This window comes from Roseibium hamelinense (assembly GCF_007830545.1).
In the GTDB taxonomy this organism is placed as follows: Bacteria; Pseudomonadota; Alphaproteobacteria; order Rhizobiales; family Stappiaceae; genus Roseibium; species Roseibium hamelinense.
This window is the reverse complement of sequence record NZ_VLLF01000004.1, coordinates 168,002-187,387: the sequence shown is the minus strand read 5'-3', so window position 1 is coordinate 187,387 and position 19,386 is coordinate 168,002. Positions and strand designations below refer to the sequence as shown.

The window sequence follows — 19,386 nt, the reverse complement described above, 5'->3', positions numbered from 1 at the left end:
CGCTGCATCCTGCTTGGGAGGATGCATGTCGGCCAACGGAGGGCCGGCATGCACGTCTGACTGCCGCCTAGTTGCGGAATGGATAGATAGCGAGGGCACAGTGACTGTTCGAAATCTGGAAGGCTTCTTCGCTCCCAAATCAATCACTCTCCTCGGCCCCTCCCGGCACGCCCCCTCCGCAACTGAAAAACTTGTTGCGGTCCTCCAATCCAACATTGAAAAGCGTTCGGTTTACGCCGTCGGCTTGCGAAAAAAACTGGACGGCATTGCGTCCTTTAAGTCGATTGATGCGCTCCCATCTCCTCCGGACTTGGCCATTTGCCTCGGGCCGACAGCCGACATGCCTCAAACAATTTCCCAGCTGTCAAACGCAGGCACGCGCGCTGTCCTTCTTTGGTCGCCAGGTTTTGAAGACTGGCCTGAAGACCTAATGCAGGCATGTCGCGAGGCGGCACGTGACAAGAGCCTCCGGTTGATCGGACCAGGCAGTCTTGGGCTCGCAATCCCTGCCATTGGCCTGAACATATTGACCACAGCAAGCGCACCCTCCGCCGGTGATGTTGCCTTTATCGCCCGGTCGAGCGCGGTCTTGAACGCAACGCTTGCCTGGGCGGAAACCCATCGCGTCGGCTTTTCAGCTGTAGCATCTCTCGGTGCGCGCATGGACGCGGACACTGGCGATCTGATCGATTATTTCGCACAAGACTACCGTACCCGCGCCATCCTGATGCATATCGAAGGGGTCTCCTCTCCACGCAAATTCCTGTCAGCGGCCCGGGCTGCGGCGCGTGGAAAGCCAGTCATTGCGATCCGATCCGGACGCAGCCGTGACCTAACCGGCACCGGCCGCACACATGCAGGCCGGCTGGCGGATCCCGATGCGGTCTATGAAGCCGTCTTTCGCCGGACCGGTATGATGCGGGTTTCGGATTTCGATGAAATGTTCGAAGCCGTTGAGACACTGTCCCGCGTCCGTATCTCCAAGAGCGAACATTTCGCAGTGGTCGCAAACGGCCGCAGCCTCGCTAGTCTCGCTACTGACAGGCTCTTAGACATGGGCGGAAAACTGGCTGCTTTAAGCCCGGATACCGTGGAAGGTCTCGCCCCTGTGATGCGCAAGGGTGGAGTTCCGACCCCGGCCTCACCAATTGTGCTTTCGGAAGACGTTTCAGCCGAGAACCTCAAGACTGTTATAACGGCGCTTCTTGCCGATCTCGCCGTCGACGCAGTGCTGGTGTTGCAGGCACCAAGTCTGTTTTCACCAATCGACGAGACCGTACGGGCAATTGCAGAAGCGGCTACCGCCGACAAGCGGCGGACCGGCCGAAAAAAAGCTGTGGTTGCTGGGTTGATTGGCGCAAGCGTGGAGTTGCGTGCTGACCTCGACACAGCAAAGGTCCCGTGCTTTGGAAGCCCGGCAGAGGCAGTTCACAGCATCATGCATATTGCGCAGGACGCCCGGTCCCGGGACTTCTTGATGGCCGCACCGCCGAGCCTACCGGCAGATTTCATACCCGATGTTGAAGGTGCGCGCGCGATTGTTACCAGAGCCCTAAGTGCTGGAAAAGCCTGGCTGTCTCCGGAAGATGTCGCTGCGATATTGTCGGCCTATCAGATCCCGGTCATCGCCACGCGCCTGGCCAAAACACCAGCAGAGGCTGCCGAGGCCGCGACCAGTTTTTTTGATGCGGCCCGCCATTGTGTCGTGAAGCTCATCTCCCCGGATCTTCCTTTCAAATCCCGCATAGACGGTGTCCGGCTCGGACTTGAAAATCCGCATTCGGTTGAAGCAGCGGCATTTGAATTGATCAATCAAACGCGTCAGATGTTCCCTGACGCTGAGATTGCAGGGGTGAGTGTTCATCCGATGCTTGAGGACCGGCATGGTCTTGAGCTTTTCATGGGGCTTGCGGATACGCCAACCTTCGGGCCGGTCATCGTATTCGGCCATGGCGGTACATCCGTTGAAGACAGCGCGGATATTTCGATTGAGCTGCCTCCGCTGGACCTTAATCTGGCGCAGGCACTAATCGGCCGAACACGGATATCAAAGCTGTTGGATGGTGGCCGTGCCCGCCCGCAGCTGGACCGTGACGCCCTGGCGCTCGCTTTGGTGAAACTCTCCCAAATCGCAATCGACATTCCGGAAATCATTGAATTGGACATCAATCCGATCGTTGCCCAGCAAAGTGGTATCCTGGGCCTGGATGCCAGGATGACCCTAGGCCATCCGGTTGAACATCCGGGCCGCACTGGCAAATCAAGGCTTGCTATTGCCCCCTATCCGAAAGAATGGGAGCAAACACTGCAGCTTAAAAACGGAACCAGCGTTTTTGTTCGTCCTGTGAGACCCGAAGACGAAGAGCTGTTTCGCGAGTTTTTCGAGAAAATTGCGCCGGATGATCTGCGTCTTCGTTTTTTTGCACCTGTTAGAGACTTCTCGCACAGGTTCCTGGCGCGTCTGACTCAGCTCGACTATTCGCGCGCAATGGCATTCGCCGCATTGGATCCGGATACCGGTGATCTTTTGGGTGTTGTGCGCCTGCATGCAGATCCCGACCACCAAACCGGTGAATATGCAGTCATGGTGCGATCAGACCTGAAAGGCTACGGCTTAGGTTGGGCCTTGATGAAGCTCATCATCCGCTATGCAAAGATCGATGGCATATCCAGCGTGCATGGAGAGGTTTTAAAAGAAAACACCTCCATGTTGTCGATGTGTCAGGCACTCGGCTTTTCAGTCAAAACCTCTCAGGATGACCCGGGGATCTCCGAGGTGGTTTTGGAAGTGGCTGGAATGCCGGAAGAAGATGTCTGACCGTTATGCCGTCGCAGCCTCGGCCGCCTTACGGATCTGCGCAAGGGAGGCCATCGGCGTAATCGCTTCCGAATCAATCTTGAGGTGCAACAACGCCGGTTTTCCAGATGCCAACGCACGCTCAAAGGCCGGCCCGAATGCATCGGTTCTCTCAACGGTTTCCGCATGCGCGCCGTAGGCCTTTGCCAACGCCGCGAAATCCGGATTGACTAGAGTTGTCGCTGACGACCGGCCCGGATAGTGCTTTTCCTGGTGCATCCGGATTGTGCCGTACATGCCGTTGTCGATGACCAAAACGATTATGGCAGCTTGCTCCTGGCAGGCGGTCCCGAACTCCTGCATGGTCATCTGCAGGCAGCCGTCGCCCGCGAAACACACAACAGTCCTGTCTGGAAATGCCAGTTTGGCAGCAACGGCCGCCGGCAGGCCGTAGCCCATGGAACCCGATGTCGGCGCCGCTTGCGTTCCATATTTGCGGAACCGGTGAAAACGGTGCAGCCAAGTTGCATAGTTCCCTGCACCATTGGTAAAGATGGCGTCCTCGGCGACATGAGATTCGATCCAGTCCATCACGCCGGCCATTTGAAGCTGGCCAGGTGTTTGAGGTCGTGCTCCAGACCAGGCCAGATAGTCGGCATGAGCGGCTTCAGCATAGCTGCCGGTCGTTGCCTCGGGATTCGGCTGCACCCCCTCTACAGCCCGGCAAAACGCGGTGGGGCTAGCATGAATTGCCAGAGCAGGACGGTATACCCGCCCAAGTTCCTCCGCATCCGGATGCACATGCACCAAAGGTTGAGACGGCTGAGGAATGTCCAGCAGCGTGTAACTTTGGCTGGGCATCTCTGAAAGCCGGCCACCAACCAGCAGGATCAAGTCCGATGCTTTTATCCGCTCCGCAAGCATCGGATTGATACCAATCCCCACATCGCCGGCATAGTTGGGGTGAAGGTTGTCGAACAACATCTGACGGCGGAAGGAACAGGCAACTGGAAGATCAAACCGTTCGGCAAATCGGCTGAATGCGCTCACCGCCTCCACCGACCAGCGACTACCGCCTAAAATGGCGATCGGCCGCTTTGCCGCCCAGAGACGTTTCTGCAAATCCGACATGACATTCAGACCTGGATGCGTTTCGACCTGCACCCAAGGGTCCGGCTGGTCTACGCTGGCGGTTTCCACCAGCATGTCTTCTGGCAAGGCTAATACCACGGGTCCCGGTCGACCGCATGTCGCAACGTGATACGCACGGGAGATAAACTCCGGCACACGATGCGCATGGTCGATTTCCGCGACCCATTTGGCAACCCCGCCGAACATTTGCCTGTAGTCGACTTCCTGAAATGCTTCGCGCTCGCGCATACCGCGCTCGATCTGGCCGATGAACAGGATCATTGGTGTTGAGTCTTGCGCCGCGACATGAACGCCAGCCGCTGCATTGGTTGCACCAGGCCCGCGGGTCACCATGCAAATCCCAGGGCGACCGGTGAGCTTGCCATGCGCATCAGCCATCATCGCTGCACCGCCTTCCTGGCGGCAGACGGTCACAGGAATACTGGCATCATACAGTGCATCAAGGACAGCAAGGTAGCTTTCGCCAGGAACACAAAATACACGGTCCGCGCCGTGGTGCCCCAACGCATCCACCAGCAGCTGTCCACCTGATTTTGCCGTCGCATTCATTCCAGAAACTCCTGATCATTCCGGCTCGGATTGTTAAGCTTGAAGCCTGAGACACTCTAAAAACGCAAGCAACAGCTGCTTTTATACGCGATGTAAGACACCCGCGTCACAACTCACCTCGGGCTTTTTTGCAATGACATCATTCCAAATCATAATGAAACAAAAAAGCCGGGCAAGCCCGGATTTTACAGCGCATGCGGAATATTCAAATGGCCTGAACCGTGACAACCTGAAATGTGTAAAGGTCACCATCTTCATCCTTGATTGAGACATACTCTCCGGGATTGAAGGCATGTATGCCGAACCGGTAGCCAGCTTCGTCGTCGTCATCGCCCTCAATGTCGTATCGGAACGCCCAGGAGCCGCCTGGCCGATGAACCAAATGACCGATCTCCTCCTCTTCATCGCCCCAAAAGCGGCGCACACGACAGTGATCCCGCTCTTTTTTCCAAACGGCGGCGTCTATGTGGCCCGTGTCATCAAGCGGCGCGGTAAACTCATACCCATGGCTCGCCGAGCCGTTTGGATACTCCTTCGTGCGAGCCAGGTTCAGCCTGATCTTTTTAAGTCCGGGATGCTCGTTCACGGCAAGTCTCCAACCTGTGTCATTGTTGAAACGACACTGACACAGACATCGATCTACTCATTGACGAATATCAAAGGAAATGAGACTCCAGCCTAACGGATGGGCAACGCCAGATGGCAAGATGCCTAGCGGAGAACCCAAGTGACCGAGACTACTACAGTCGCCCGTGAGCAAATACTGAGATGGCTGAGCGAACTCGCTTGTGACAACAAGTCCGGCAATCCGACAGAGCGCATAGACACGCATGCTAACACCATCATCTTGAACGGTGATTTCGCCTTCAAAATCAAACGGCCGGTCAAATTCCCGTTTTTGGACTACTCGAGCCTAAGCTTACGGGAAAATGCGTGCAAACACGAAATAGAATACAACGCACCACATGCGCCGCAGGTGTACCGCGAAGCTGTTCCGATCACCCGACAAACAGGGGGCCAACTCGTCCTTAACGGCGACGGCATTCCCATTGAATGGGTTGTGGTCATGAATCGATTTGACCATCGTCTCGAACTTGATGAGCTTGCCGAAAAGGGGCCTTTTGATAAGCAGCTTGGACAGCAACTTGCCGACATGATGGCCGATGCGCATGCCAAGGCTCCGGTTCGCACAGGAGCGGGTTTTCTGGACGGGCTCAACGCGTACATCGATCAAAACGATGCAGCCTTCAAAGCCAGACCGGATCTGTTCGATACAAACGCAGTGGATCGTTTGACTTCAAATGCGCAAGAAGCTTTCGAAAATATTCGCCCATTGCTTCGCCAGCGCGCAGAGACCGGCTCGATACGGCTTTGTCACGGCGATGCGCATCTGAGGAATATTGTTTTGATCGACGGTACGCCGGTCCTCTTCGATGCTGTCGAATTTTCTGACGAGATCGCGACCTGCGATGTATTGTATGATCTCGCATTCTTGCTAATGGATCTGTGGGAGCGCAAACAGCGCGCCTGCGCCAATTTTGTGTTCAACCGCTATCTCGACAAGACACACCGGCCGGATGAACTGGATGGCCTTGCCGCCCTTCCGTTTTTCTTGATGATGCGAGCTTCAATCCGTGCAAAAATTGCTGCCAGCGCATCGGAAAATCAGGACACCGACCAAGCCAGAGCGGAACAGGAGATTCAAGCCAGACGGTACTTCGATTTTGCGCAGGATTTTCTTGAAGCTGCCGAACCGGTGATGATCGGCATCGGAGGCCTGTCCGGGTCAGGCAAGACAACCCTTGCCTACGCGCTCGCGCCCTCGCTAGGACGCGCCCCGGGTGCGCGCGTGTTGCGAACGGATGTGGAGCGCAAGGCGCGGCTTGGCATCTCCGAGACCGAAAAAGCCCCGGAGGAAGCCTACACACAACAAGCCTCAAGTGCGGTCTATGAAGCACTTGCTGTTCAGTGCAAAACTGTTCTAGAGGCAGGGCATTCGGTCATATTCGACGGCGTTTTTGCCAAAGAAGAAGAACGCGCCGAATGTGAAGTCATCGCCGGTCTAGCAGCAGCCGGATTTTGCGGGCTTTGGCTTAGCGCGCCGAAGGAAAGCCTCGTTGCGCGGGTCGATAGGCGCGGGGGAGATGCGTCCGACGCTACGGGAGATATCGTAGAGCGGCAACTGACCTACGACATCGGCCAAAACAGCTGGACCAAGCTGGAAAGCAACCGTACCAAAGAAGACACAAAAAACGCAGCGAGCCTCGTCCTGAGTTGCTGCGGCATTCTTCAGAACGAGTAGCTCCTGACCATCGCCACGGCAATCATTGCAGCAAAAACGGCGATAAATTCCTTACGGGCAGCCGCCATGACGGCAGCCGCCAGTGCCAGACAAACCATGACCGAAACGCCGCCCTTGAGTGCAATCGGCAAGATTGTGGAGACGATGATTGCCCCTGGTAAGGACTCAAGACCGCGGCGTATGCGGGGCGTGATCGGGATGCGGCCCATGACCCAATAGCCCCCGGCGCGCATGGCATATGTTGCGGCGGTCATCGCCAACACGACGGCGAAAAAGGCGGCATCGACGGAAAACAGAGCTTCAGTCATCGAGGTAGGCTCCCGCAAATGCACCTATGATCGCGCCAGTAAGTATACCCCAATAACCGCCAAAGGCCTGCCACGTCAGAACAGCCACCACGCCAGCAAGGCCCCAGCTGATGGTTTGACGGCGGCCTTGCCAGAGTGGCACAAGCAGAGCAACAAAAAACGCAGGCATGACAATGTCGAGCCCCCATTTCTGTGGATCAGACACCAGACTGCCGAGGAAGTAGCCCGGCACCACCGACACCGACCAGGTCACCCACATAAACAGACCGCTGCCCAGATAGATCCCCCAGTCGCGTTCGCCCTTATCGTATTCGCGAAGGGCAATGAGCCAATTGAGATCGGTCAGGAAAAACAACGAGGGATACGTTCGGCTTGCCGGCACTTGGCCCAGCCATGGCCGCAAACTTGCGCCGATCAAAAGCATGCGCATGTTGACTGCAGCAGTGACACCCACCATGGCGAGCAACACCGCCCAGGTGACCGGATCCTTGTAGACCTCCATTGCAACAAATTGTGAAGCGCCTGCAAATACAAACGAGTTGATCAACACGGTTTCAAGAATTGTGAGGCCCTTTTGGGCCGCAACAGTTCCAAATACCGCACCAAAAACAACGGTTCCTGGAAGAGCCGGCAAACACATGGCCGCGCCCCGCCAGCAGCCACTGGTCGTTATAGAAACTGGTTTTTCTGACATGCGACTTTTTCTGAAGAGTTCGAAGGTGCCGCATCATGCAAATGTGCAGTGCATTTGACCAACCAAATGTCTTGATCAAATTCACGCATATTTTTGATGGAATGTGCCAGCTTGATCAGACCAGAACATCGTAGAGCATTCTCAGGCCTGTGAACCCAAGAAACAACGCAAAAATCAACCGTAGTTTCGCCGGGTCAATCGAATGCGCCAGCTTTGCGCCAAGCGGCGCGGTGTAGGTCGACGCCGGAATAATCAGTGCGAAACCGATCAGGTTTATATAACCAACGGAGAGCGGCGGCCGACCCTCAACACCCCACCCGAAATAAATGGACATTAATGTCCCGGGAACCGCGATGATCAAACCAATGGCGGCCGCCGTGCCGACCGCCTTGCGGATTGGATAGTTGAACAGTGTCAGCGTTGGCACGCCCAACGTTCCACCGCCGATCCCCATCATCACGGAGATGCCCCCGATCAAAAATCCGATCAGCTCTTTGAGCGGTGCGACCGGCAAAGACTTGGCGAGTGCGGCTCCTTCTTTGCGGAAAGGCATGTTGGCCGCTACGGCAAGAGCTACCACGCCAAATACCGCAGTTAGTTCGGTGCCGGAAATGTTGCCCGCCAGCGTTGCGCCGGCCACCACACCCAAAACGATTGCCCACCACCAGGTTTTCAAAAGAACCATATCCACGCTTCCGCGCTTCCAATGAGCCCGGGCTGAAGAGGTTCCGGTCGCAAGAATTGTGGCAAGCGATGTTCCCACGGCTACGTGCATCAACACGTCCTCACTCAAGCCAAGGGCCGTGAACATGTAATAAAGCACAGGAACGATCACGATTCCGCCGCCGACACCCAGCAGCCCTGCGACGATGCCTGCAACAACACCCGTCGCAAGCAGGGCACCGGCAAGCAGCACCAGCGATAATATGCTCAGGTCTTCCAAACTGCCCTCCAGGCCCGATTTAATTTTCTGCGGAACATACCCCGTTCAAACAATTGCGCCAGTGGCGAGCAGTGTTTCCCTAACGGAAAAGCTTGCAAACCCGTAGGTTGAAAAATATAGGGGATGAGTGGAGAGAATGGTACAGACGAGTGGATTCGAACCACCGACCTTCGGAGCCACAATCCGACGCTCTAACCAACTGAGCTACGTCTGCATACCTTGAAGTGGCGCGGAACATACGTATGAAATGCCCACTTTGCAAGACCCTGTTCTAACGCGACTTCGAACTGTCCACAAGGTGTGATTTGGCGAGAATTTGTAAGGAAAAACCGCGCAAAAACGCCCCGCCAGCTGCTGGCGGGGCGTTTTCAGATCAAATCTGAACTGACCCTATTAGGCCGCTTTGATGTCTTTGAAAGACTTTTCCATTGCTTCCTTCATCGGCGCTGTAACATCAGTGCCAAGTTTGGTCGCAAATTCCTGCATGTCTTTTGTCTGCGTGCTCAGCGCATCAAACTGCTGCCGTGTAAACGAAGACTGAAGTTCAATTGCTTCCGCCAACGTTTTCACAGCCATGATGTCCTTCATGAAAGCGAAGGTGGCATCAGCGTTCGAGCGGGCCGCATCAACAGCCTTATGGTTGAACTCAACCAAGCCCTGACGTGAGGTTTCGAAAGTGTCTTCCATCAGGTCCGTTGCATCTTCAGCAGCGTTCTTGACTTTGGCATAAGCCTCACGCGCTTGTTCAATGCTTTTTTCCGTAGCTTCACGGAATGCTGCAGGCACTTCCATTTTCGGCATTGCGAACGCTTCAAAATCCGGGAAGCCGGCAGCGGCGGTCTTCGTCGTTGCTTTGGTTGTACGCGCCTTTGGAGCAGCTTTGGTCGTTGTGCTTGTCTCTGTCATGATCTCATCTCCTTTTCGTCCGGATGCGATCATCTATGCAGTTCCAACCCGCAGAACTCCTCTGCGAGCCATGTCGTCATCCGCATGTAGTAAGGTAAGGCACCTTGTGCTGCATTGCAACATTTTTTTGCGCTGCACAATAAAAGACCGATCAAGGTCGACGGGCCGGAGCCACGCTCAGATGCGCGCAGCACCGGCGCAATGCAGAGAAATCAGGGTTTTGACGATTCCGCAGCATCCTGAGCGGCCTTCGTTGCCGTTTCAGAAATATCGCGCGCTTGCTCGCCAAGAGACTCCATCTGCTGGCGCAAATAGTCTTGCTGCAGCTTCATCATGGATTCGATGTCTTTTGCCTTGACGATATCCTGCGCAAATTTGAACGCCGCATCCACATGCTCTTCCGCAAATGACAGCGCCTTACGGTTCACATCTGTAGCGCCGGTCTGCATCGCGGTGGCTGACCCTTCAGCTGTAGAGACCGCTTTCTGGGTCACATCCATGAAATCGTCGAACGCTTTGCGGGCTTGGTCAACGCTCTTTTCAGCGAAATCGCGCATTTGGTCGGGGATTTCAAAACCGTTTTTGTCGGTTGCCATGTGTCCTGCTCCTCATAACTGGCATAGTGTCAGCGAGGCGTGGCATGAGTGGCTCGCTGCCTGCGCAGGAAGTCGTAGCACGGACTTATTGGCGCATCAAACAATCCGGGCCGCATTAACCACGCCTTCACGTGCCGGGCTTTACCAAGCCTATTGTTCATGGACGGCCAATGACTTTGCCGGTATTAACTTAGCGTTTACCACTTAAGTCGGGCCGGCCAAATCCGCCGCGCGGTATATCGCAGGACAAACGTGGAGTTGACCTTGAATTCTGAACTCAAGACTTTCATGGAGCTCAGCCAAAAACCGGTCCTCACTCAGTTTATCGATGACAAGCGTGCCGCATGGCTGTGGTCGGCAGATGGAGCCCGCATCCTTTGGGCAAATGCGGCAGGCGCCCAGTTTTTTTCAGTAGGCCACGCAAAGGACCTGTCGGGTCTGACAACGCTTCAGCGCTCTCCGGCCCGGCCGCACATCGCGCGGATTGCAGAAAGTGGGCCGACTGAAAAAATGTCGATTGATCGGTTGCGGTTTTATCGCGGCCTGCGTGTGATGCTTTTGACCTGCCAATGCCAGCGGGTGCTGATTGAAGGCGGCGAAGATGCTGCTTTAATCATTTCGACCGACAAAGGCCTGTCACTTCTTGATGATCCAGTCAAAGCCTTTGCCGGACTTCTTGCTTTGCCTGGATTCAGCTCAGCGGTGCTGGACGAAGACAGAAAGGTGCTGTCGGCAAATGGAAGCTTGCAATCAGCGGTGCTAGCACAAGGCGCGCTGGCCGAAAACGCGGCTGGAACAGCTGAAATTGACGGGCAGCCGCATGACATATTGCTGGCGACCCTTCCGAACCTTCAGTCGATCGCTCTGATTACAGACGAGCCGTCTCAAGAAACTGATGAACCTGAAACCGGGTACGGAGTAGAAAAAACCGATACTCCGGCATCAACGTCCGGATGGATGCGCGCGGACGAGTTGGAAACACTTGAGTCAGACGAAATGCTTTTGCCTGTTCCGCCGCTTGCCCCAAGCCCTGCCGCGGACGCGCCCGCAGATAGCAACGCTGAAGAGGAATTGAACGACGCCGGCGCAAAGCCGGACGCAGCCCCTGCTCTCGACCCGAATGATACCTGGTCCGCTCTGGACGATGAGGTTCTGGAGGCAAAAGCATCTGAAACGCCGTCCAGTTTCACAGAAGGAGCAGAGGCATCTGCGCCGAAGCCGGAATTGAATGAGATCTCCGAACAGACTACAAACCGGACAGGTGATTTTGCATTTTCACCGCGCAAGCGGCCTGTCCGGTTCGCCTGGAAGATGGATCTGGAGCAGCGTTTTACGTTCATGTCCGACGAATTCGCAGACACTCTGGGCCCATCTTCTGCAGATATTGTCGGCCAAACATGGCGGGATGTTGCTGCGCGGTTTCACCTCGACACTACCGGCGATATTGCATCGGCTCTCGACCGGCGCGACACCTGGTCAGGCAAGACGGTGCTTTGGCCTGTCACCGGCAAGGATATTTTTGTGCCGGTCGACATGGCGGCACTCCCCGCATTCGATCGGGATCGCAAATTTGAAGGCTATCGGGGCTTCGGTGTTTGCCGGACCGCAGAAGCAGTTCGCTCCAAAGATGGAGAGCCGCTTCTAGCACTTGTCGGAAGCGAGGAAGACGATTTACAGCCGCCAGCAATCGATCCGGACGAAACGCCTCTTCTGCCGAACACAGCGTCAGCCACCGCCGGCACTGACCAACTTCCGGACACGCCTGGAGCTGCTGAACCTGAAATCTCTGAGGTCGAGACCCAGTACGAGGAAACGTTTGAAACCGGGGCCGAAGAAGACGGTCCCAAGAGCACCCAAGCGGACATCGATACCATCGCCAAGGACATCGAGACCGGCCCTTTGAACCAGCCGGACGATCTAAAGGACGCGGAAGTAACGTCGACCGAACTCAGCGCGAAGGAGGAACCAGGCGACGCTGCTGAGGAGCCTACTTCTGTGACCTCAGATCAATCCGCAGATATCGAAAAGATCCTGCATGACCTCCCGGATCGAAAAGTAAAACCGGTCAAAGACCTTTCAATCGGGGCCTCAGCCTCTGCTCTGCTAGGGTCACTGACGGGACGTGATTTCGTGAAACAGTCTCCGGCACTAGAACCTTCCGCGGAGCCGGAAAGCCGCAGTAACGCTGGAGCACCGGTCTCGTTTCAGCAACAAGCTGAAAAAACACCGGACGATACGGAGACTAACTATCGGGCAAAAGATGGGCCGACGGACGGTTTGTCTAACCAACTGCCAAAAACTGTAAGCTCTGATGCCCTTGGCAAACATCAGGCCGAGCCAGAGCAGGAGCCCGAACGGATAGTCGATCCGCTCACGGAAGACCTATTTTCCGATAAGCTGCAGACATCGGCAGAAAATGACAGTGACCTAACCGACATTCCGGTCTCGTCGACCGGAATTGGCAGCGATACCGATTTTAGACCATCGGATATCGAGGCGGCGGTTAAATCTCTCAGCAAAGCCTTTAACGAAAATCAGTCACGCAAATCGGACACCGCAACAGAAGCTCCGGAAACGATATCGCCAGAACGCACGGCTCACCTTAAACTCGAAAACATGAGCGATCAGCATGCGGAGGTGACGCAACACAGCCCGACTCAATTTAGCCCGGATCAGCTGGACAAGGATGTGCCAGCCCGAGCCGACACCGGTCCATTGATCGACGATGGCGGCGCTGATGAACCAACTTCAAAAGAGGCGGGCATAGACGATCTTGCCGACGCCCCATTGCCCATTCTGGAGGGCGCAATCGAAGATACGGATGCGCGCTCGGGCGATGATCAGGGAGTGCGATCCCCGATCGACGCAGGACCGGCCTTCGCCGATGCAGAACTGGCAGCCTTCAATGAAGAAATCGCGGGCAATGACGCTCCCCGTCCTGATCTTTTGCCGGTCGACACGTCGGCGCTATCGCGCCCGGAACTCGCCGTTTTCCGGAAGATCGCCGAAGCTCTTGGCGCACGGTTTGAAGGTGACCTGTCGGTTTTTGAGGCCCCGGGCAACGACGATTTCAACGAAGACTTGCTGTTGCCTCGGCCAAAAAAGGAAGAAGTTCCGGTTGACCCAAGTTTGCTCGACCGGCTTCCGATCGGTATCGCCATCGCCAACGAGCGTGATATCCGTTACGCCAATGAAACTTTTCTCACAATGCTGGGCTACAAGGACTTCGCCGAGCTGACTGAGGCGGGCGGATTGGAGGCTGTTTTTCCGGATGATGACGAGGATGATTGGCCGGACGCCTCTGGAATGGAAGGCACCATTGACGGGCTGAGAAAGGTTCGTCTTGCGGGAGGCGGCATGCGTCCGGTTGATGCACGCATGCATTCCGTGCCCTGGAATGGTGGCCGGGCGCTGATGGTATCAATCCTTGACCGACCTGCCAAAACACTTGCGGCGGCGCAGGTTTCAACCCACGACCCAGAAGAGCTGGAACGGGCCCAGACTCAGATCTCCGAGATGGATGCCATTCTCGAGACCGCGACGGATGGTGTGCTGGTCTTGGATAAGAGCGGAACCATTGTGAAGGTAAACCGCTCTGCGGAAGCGTTATTCAGCGCCAATCGCGCAGACATGGTCGGCGTGCCGCTTACCCAATATCTTGCACAAGAAAGTCATCGCGCTGCAGCTGACTACTTGGACGGATTGTCCAGAAATGGTGTTGCAAGTGTTTTGAATGATGGCCGCGAAGTTCTCGGCCAAGTGTCCGGTGGCGGTGTCATACCGTTGTTCATGACGATGGGCCGGGTGAGTGCAGGCGGCGATCCTAAGTTTTGCGCCGTGCTGCATGACATCACACACTGGAAGACGGCGGAAGAAGAACTTACCGAAGCCAAACGCCAGGCGGAGAACGCCAGCTCTCAGAAATCCGACTTCCTGGCGAAAATCAGTCACGAGATCCGCACGCCGCTCAATGCGATTATCGGCTTCTCCGAAGTCATGATGGAAGAACGGTTCGGGCAGATCGGCAATGACCGCTATAAGGAGTATCTCAAAGACATTCGCACCTCAGGCTCACACATAATGAGCCTAATTAATGACCTCCTTGATCTGTCGAAGATCGAGGCGGGTAAGCTTGACCTCCGGTTCGCGGCCGTGTCGGCTAACGAGGTGATCAGTGAGTGTGTTGCCCTCATGCAACCGCAGGCCAACCGGGAGCGCATCATCATCCGGGCCAGCCTGCCAGACACAGTTCCAAGCGTCGTAGCGGACCCGCGGTCCATGCGCCAAATCATCCTCAACCTGCTTTCCAATGCTATCAAGTTCAACAAGGCGGGTGGCCAGGTCATTGTATCTACCGCTAGTGGCGACGATGGTGAGGTCATCCTGCGGGTGCGTGATACCGGCAGCGGCATGTCAGACAAGGAACTGGTCGCGGCAATGGAGCCTTTCCGTCAGCTACACACCTCCCGTCATGGCGGTGGAACCGGCTTGGGACTGCCTCTCACAAAAGCCCTTGTCGAGGCCAATCGGGCCAACTTCCGCATCGATTCAACGCCGGAACAGGGAACACTGGTCGAGATCAGTTTCCCCTCTCAACGTGTGCTCTCCGAATAACGCCTAATCATGCAGCCCACTATTGCCCTTTTTCGAAAAAAGCCGCGTTCGCCAGCGGCGCATCGCAGTCGCACTTGACAAATTTCAGTCACTGCGGCTGTACAAGAATTATCAATAGTCCGAGCAAGGCTTAAATCATGGAAAAAAAGCATCAAATCAATTTGTGGTACGCATTTGTCGCCATGATGCTGGTGTTTTTGTTCCAGAGTTGGTGGACAACGTACAAAACCGTCGAGCAAATCCCCTACAGCCAGTTTGAGCAGTACCTTAAAGACAAAAAAATCGAAGAGGTCTCGATCCGGGAAAACTCCATTGAGGGCAAGTTCAAAGAGCCCTTGAAAGACGGCAAGCAATATTTCGTCACCACGCGTGTCGAGATGCCGCTAGCCGAAGAGCTGACAAAATATGACGTCACATATACCGGTATTGTTAAGTCTACCTTCCTGACAAATTTGCTGTCCTGGGTGCTGCCCGTATTGCTCTTGTTTGGGCTGTGGGCGTTTTTCATTAGAAAATTTGCTGAGCGCCAGGGCGTTGGCGGAATGATGACCGTCGGGAAGTCCAAAGCAAAGGTGTACGTCGAAACCGGGATCAAGGCCCGCTTTGAAGATGTCGCCGGTGTGGATGAGGCAAAGCGCGAACTTCGGGAAATCGTCGATTTCCTGAAAGATCCAAAGTCCTACGGCAGGTTAGGGGCCCATGCTCCGAAAGGCATTTTGCTGGTAGGCCCCCCCGGCACAGGTAAAACACTACTGGCACGGGCTGTTGCTGGTGAGGCCGGAGTACCGTTCTTTTCGATTTCGGGCTCCGAGTTTGTCGAAATGTTTGTAGGTGTGGGCGCGGCAAGGGTCAGGGATCTATTCGAACAAGCGCGCAAGGCTGCGCCGGCCATTATTTTCATCGATGAACTGGACGCGCTCGGTAAAGCACGGTCTTCCAGCCCAATGGGCTCGAATGATGAAAAAGAGCAGACGCTGAACCAGTTGCTCACCGAACTGGACGGATTTGATCCGAGCAGCGGCATTATTCTGCTGGCCGCTACCAACCGGCCGGAAACACTGGATGCCGCCTTGCTGCGGGCCGGACGCTTCGACCGTCAGGTTCTGGTAGACCGACCCGATAAATCGGGCCGCTTGGCCATCTTGAAAGTACACATCAATTCAATCGTCCTGTCACCGGAAACTGACCTTGAGCAAATTGCGCAACTCACGGCCGGTTTCTCCGGTGCAGACCTTGCTACCCTGGTCAATGAAGCCGCTCTTCTTGCCACCCGCAGAAACGCAAAGGAAGTTGCACTCCAGGATTTCAACGAAGCAATAGAACGCGTTATTGCCGGCCTTGAAAAACGCAGCCGCATTTTGTCTAAAAAGGAACTCAAGACGGTCGCATTCCACGAAATGGGTCATGCGCTTGTTGCAGCCAACCTCGACGGCTGCGACCCGGTCCACAAGATCTCTATCATACCAAGGGGTGTCGGCGCTTTGGGCTATACGATGCAGAGGCCGACTGAGGACAGATTTCTCTTGTCTACACAGGACCTCCTCAATCGCATGGCAGTTCTGATGGGCGGCCGCGCGGCTGAGCAGGTCGTTTTTGGCGAGATTTCGACCGGCGCCTCTGATGATCTTCAAAAGGTCACCGAGATAGCCAGGGACATGATCATGCGCTACGGCATGGATTCCGAGCTCGGCAATCGGGTGTACAGCGTCAACCGCCAGAATTTTCTCGGCCAGCCGGCCGGGAGTACTGCCGAAGCGTCGGAAGCCACACAGCGCGAAATCGATGTCGCTGTAAAAACATTGGTCGAAGAGGCATATTCGCGGGCCAAACAGCTTCTCCAAGAACACCGTGCCGACCTTGATGCTGGCGCGGAAATCCTTCTGCAGAAGGAAAATATTACCGATAATGATTTCCCGCCGATCCGCCCGATCGCAGAGCGGCGAGCTTCGGAGGCCGCTCAGTAGGAAAACTGAGAGCGGATGACATTTCGAAATCGGATTTTTTCTCGGATTTTAAAAGCTTATGCCGCAGCCCAAGCGTCAGGTTTGCGGCCAGTTTGCCCACTGCCGGAGCGCCGTGCGTTTCTCGACGGGCAGTTCTCCATCCAAGCTGAGAAGATATCTGCATCCATCGGCACGCCGAAAAGATATCCTTGTGCCGTTCCGCAGCCTATCGATTGCAGGATCGCCTGTTGCTCACGGGTTTCAACTCCCTCGGCAACGACATCGTATTCCATTGTTTGTGCCATCGCGAGGATTGTTTGGACAATGGATCGGCTACCTTCGGATTTTCCAAGTTCCTGAATAAAGCTCTGGTCGATCTTGAAAGTGTCGAATGGCAATTGGCGCAGATGCGCCAAGCTCGAATATCCTGTCCCAAAATCGTCAAGGGCAAAACGAATGCCCGCATCGCGAAGCGGCCCGGTAATTCGGTAGACGATATCCGGGTCGGCCATCGCAACGGTTTCAGTGACCTCAAGTTCCAGAAGATGCGGCGGGAACCCGGTTTCGTGAAGAGTTTTCAAAACATCCGCAGCGAACTGAGGATTTTGAAGCTGACGAACGGAAACGTTGACTGACAGTGGAATGATCCGGTTCTGATCAAGCCATGACCGCCCCTGCGCGCAAGCCAACTTGAGAACGCGGTCACCCAAGCGCGTGATCAACCCGGTTTCTTCAGCAACATCTATGAACGCGCCGGGCGCCAGAAGTCCCCGCTCCGGGTGATTCCAGCGCACAAGAGCTTCAGCCCCAACCACTTCGGATGTCTCGCAGTTCACCTTGGGCTGATAATACACCGTGAGCTCATCGCCTCGCAAAGCATGACGGAGTTCCGCTTCGACAACCAACCGGTCTTCCGCTTGCCCGCTGCGATCGACCTGATCGAAAAAGCGCAAACTGTTACCGCCTGCGTGTTTGGCCGAATACATTGCGATGTCGGCATTTTTCATGATTGCGGTGTAGTCACTGCCGTCGTCGGGATAAATCGCAGCGCCGATGCTCACACCTACTGACAAGGCATAACCATTAATCACAAAGGGGGTTTCGACCGCCTTTGTAAGCTGATCAGCAACGTTAAGCACAGCCTCCCGTTCGTCAACCAATGGCATGATCACGCCAAACTCATCCCCGCCAAGCCGTGCGACGCACGACTGGACTGCAACATCATAGTTTGTATCGCGTGGGCGCCGGTCTGGTTGAACAAAAACACCGTGGGGCAAACCGCATGATTTCAGGGCTTCTTGGAACCTTGTGCCGATTTCCTGAAGCAGCAAATCACCGTAATCATGGCCATAGCTATCGTTGACCCGCTTGAAGCGGTCCAAATCGATGAACATGACCGCAAACTTCTTGTTTCGAAGCTCTTTAACGGACTTCAAACTTTTAAAGTGTTGGCGAAACGCTTCACGATTTGGAAGTCCGCTGACACTGTCAACATAGGCCAATTTATGAATTTGGCTCATGTTCTTGCGAATGGTTCCCACCATATTCTGATATGCGCGCGCGAGTACCCCAATCTCATCCTGGCGCTCGGTAGGAAACGGTGCATCGAAGTCTCCGGCACTGACACGGTGAGCTGTTTGGGTCAACAGCTTGATCGGGCGCAGGAAGTTGTTTCCGAAGTGAAAAACCACCGGCAGACAAAACAGCAGCAAAACAGCTGCGATGATCGCATTGCGCTTCCAAATCGTGAAAATGACCCCTTCCGGATTGGGGCGTGGCACGGTTACCAGTGCGCCGCCAAGAACCTCGCCTTCGGCTTCGGCCCGGACAGGAAATGCCATACTCACCATTTCGGGCTTCGTGAGAGTTTGGGTCTCACCGACCTCAATAGCCTTCAAAAGCAGCGGGTCTATCGCAATGTCGTCGAAATAGCTTGTTTGCGGATCTGAATCGATCAGGATCGATCGCTGCGGATCATAAACATGCACAAGCGTCACGATGCCGCTGGCAGCGATGCTCTCAAGTTCTTGTTCAAGAATAAGATAATGGTGATTTTCAAGGTGTGGAACAGCAAGGTGGGAAACGGTCGCACCAATGGATTGGCTGTCGGCAATCACCCGGTTCTCTTCATCGCGTAGATCAAGGTAGCTCGCCACGGCAATCATGACGACGCTGAGCACAAGAAACAGACACGCGACCAGCATCACAAACCGGGTCCGCAAACCCGGTTGCCTCTGCCTCACAAACGCACGGCACGCATCGATCGCCGAACTCACCGACAGACACAAACTATCACCCTCCTAAACCACCCTGTAAGAATAGCGCTAAATCGTTGCCCCACGATTTATTACTTAGGGTAAAACACAGGAAAAGTTTAAATATTGAGCCTCTATTTTACCGGCTAACAAATAGTCCTTTATTTCCAACAAGTATCTTGGTTAATGTAGATTTCCGCAATCATCGGAAAATTTGACAATATTAACGAGGTCTTAATTGCTATTTTGAATAACCCCCGTTTGTTTCAAAACAGCACATCAAAGAGACCGGTAAGCGATATTCGTCGCAAAAAAGGCCCGTTCAAA

The 19,386-nt window shown here is 55.0% G+C and carries 12 protein-coding genes and 1 tRNA gene; 4 read left to right on the top strand and 9 right to left on the bottom strand.

The genetic code is table 11. The annotated features are described in order from the left end of the window. Positions 1 to 25: 25 nt before the first annotated feature. Positions 26 to 2,818, top strand: coding sequence for a bifunctional acetate--CoA ligase family protein/GNAT family N-acetyltransferase (locus JM93_RS10150; protein WP_155197527.1), 2,793 nt, complete (start codon positions 26 to 28; stop codon positions 2,816 to 2,818). A gap of 3 nt (positions 2,819 to 2,821) precedes the next feature. On the opposite strand, the gene JM93_RS10145 is transcribed toward JM93_RS10150, so the two are convergent. Together JM93_RS10145 and JM93_RS10140 are read right to left on the bottom strand one after the other, a co-directional pair. Next, the gene (locus JM93_RS10145) at positions 2,822 to 4,498 is read right to left on the bottom strand and encodes a thiamine pyrophosphate-binding protein (RefSeq protein ID WP_145342931.1); all 1,677 of its coding nucleotides are present in this window, start codon (positions 4,496 to 4,498) and stop codon (positions 2,822 to 2,824) included. Positions 4,499 to 4,703: 205 nt separating this feature from the next. Then, the gene (locus JM93_RS10140; RefSeq protein WP_145342929.1) at positions 4,704 to 5,084 is read right to left on the bottom strand and encodes a hypothetical protein; all 381 of its coding nucleotides are present in this window, start codon (positions 5,082 to 5,084) and stop codon (positions 4,704 to 4,706) included. Positions 5,085 to 5,225: 141 nt separating this feature from the next. On the opposite strand from JM93_RS10140, the gene JM93_RS10135 reads away from it, so the two are divergent. Beyond that, positions 5,226 to 6,800, top strand: a complete 1,575-nt coding sequence (locus tag JM93_RS10135; RefSeq protein ID WP_145342927.1) for a bifunctional aminoglycoside phosphotransferase/ATP-binding protein — start codon at positions 5,226 to 5,228, stop codon at positions 6,798 to 6,800. Here JM93_RS10135 and JM93_RS10130 read toward each other — a convergent pair. From JM93_RS10130 to JM93_RS10105, 6 genes are all read right to left on the bottom strand, one after another. After that, positions 6,788 to 7,108: an AzlD family protein gene (locus tag JM93_RS10130; protein ID WP_145342925.1), complete on the bottom strand. Its 321-nt coding sequence runs from the start codon at positions 7,106 to 7,108 to the stop codon at positions 6,788 to 6,790. The genes JM93_RS10135 and JM93_RS10130 overlap by 13 nt on opposite strands. Continuing rightward, positions 7,101 to 7,802, bottom strand: a complete 702-nt coding sequence (locus JM93_RS10125; protein WP_145342923.1) for an AzlC family ABC transporter permease — start codon at positions 7,800 to 7,802, stop codon at positions 7,101 to 7,103. Before JM93_RS10125 ends, JM93_RS10130 begins: the two co-directional genes overlap by 8 nt. A 115-nt stretch (positions 7,803 to 7,917) precedes the next feature. Continuing rightward, a complete protein-coding gene (locus JM93_RS10120) occupies positions 7,918 to 8,745 on the bottom strand; it encodes a sulfite exporter TauE/SafE family protein (RefSeq protein ID WP_145342921.1) in 828 nt (275 codons plus the stop codon). A 137-nt stretch (positions 8,746 to 8,882) separates the two neighbouring features. Beyond that, positions 8,883 to 8,959, bottom strand: a tRNA-His gene (locus tag JM93_RS10115). Positions 8,960 to 9,138: 179 nt separating this feature from the next. Then, positions 9,139 to 9,651 (bottom strand): phasin family protein, encoded by a 513-nt coding sequence (locus JM93_RS10110; protein WP_145342919.1) that lies wholly within the window; start codon positions 9,649 to 9,651, stop codon positions 9,139 to 9,141. A gap of 212 nt (positions 9,652 to 9,863) precedes the next feature. Next, positions 9,864 to 10,247: a phasin gene (locus tag JM93_RS10105; protein WP_145342917.1), complete on the bottom strand. Its 384-nt coding sequence runs from the start codon at positions 10,245 to 10,247 to the stop codon at positions 9,864 to 9,866. Between the two features lie 264 nt (positions 10,248 to 10,511). Here JM93_RS10105 and JM93_RS22135 point away from each other — a divergent pair, with 264 nt between their 5' ends. Both JM93_RS22135 and ftsH read left to right on the top strand, forming a co-directional pair. Next, positions 10,512 to 14,861: an ATP-binding protein gene (locus JM93_RS22135; RefSeq protein WP_244300801.1), complete on the top strand. Its 4,350-nt coding sequence runs from the start codon at positions 10,512 to 10,514 to the stop codon at positions 14,859 to 14,861. A gap of 137 nt (positions 14,862 to 14,998) precedes the next feature. After that, on the top strand, positions 14,999 to 16,825 hold the full coding sequence (ftsH, locus tag JM93_RS10095) for an ATP-dependent zinc metalloprotease FtsH (RefSeq protein WP_145342915.1): 1,827 nt from the start codon (positions 14,999 to 15,001) through the stop codon (positions 16,823 to 16,825). Between the two features lie 56 nt (positions 16,826 to 16,881). On the opposite strand, the gene JM93_RS10090 is transcribed toward ftsH, so the two are convergent. Then, positions 16,882 to 19,026, bottom strand: coding sequence for a putative bifunctional diguanylate cyclase/phosphodiesterase (locus JM93_RS10090; RefSeq protein ID WP_208995078.1), 2,145 nt, complete (start codon positions 19,024 to 19,026; stop codon positions 16,882 to 16,884). Positions 19,027 to 19,386 lie beyond the last annotated feature (360 nt).

Coding starts and splice junctions, on each gene's coding strand:
- JM93_RS10125 (WP_145342923.1), bottom strand. CDS start 7,802: ATGTCAGAAAAACCAGTTTCTATAACGACCAGTGGCTGCTGGCGGGGC.
- JM93_RS10145 (WP_145342931.1), bottom strand. CDS start 4,498: ATGAATGCGACGGCAAAATCAGGTGGACAGCTGCTGGTGGATGCGTTG.
- JM93_RS10130 (WP_145342925.1), bottom strand. CDS start 7,108: ATGACTGAAGCTCTGTTTTCCGTCGATGCCGCCTTTTTCGCCGTCGTG.
- ftsH (WP_145342915.1), top strand. CDS start 14,999: ATGGAAAAAAAGCATCAAATCAATTTGTGGTACGCATTTGTCGCCATG.
- JM93_RS10150 (WP_155197527.1), top strand. CDS start 26: ATGTCGGCCAACGGAGGGCCGGCATGCACGTCTGACTGCCGCCTAGTT.
- JM93_RS10110 (WP_145342919.1), bottom strand. CDS start 9,651: ATGACAGAGACAAGCACAACGACCAAAGCTGCTCCAAAGGCGCGTACA.
- JM93_RS10105 (WP_145342917.1), bottom strand. CDS start 10,247: ATGGCAACCGACAAAAACGGTTTTGAAATCCCCGACCAAATGCGCGAT.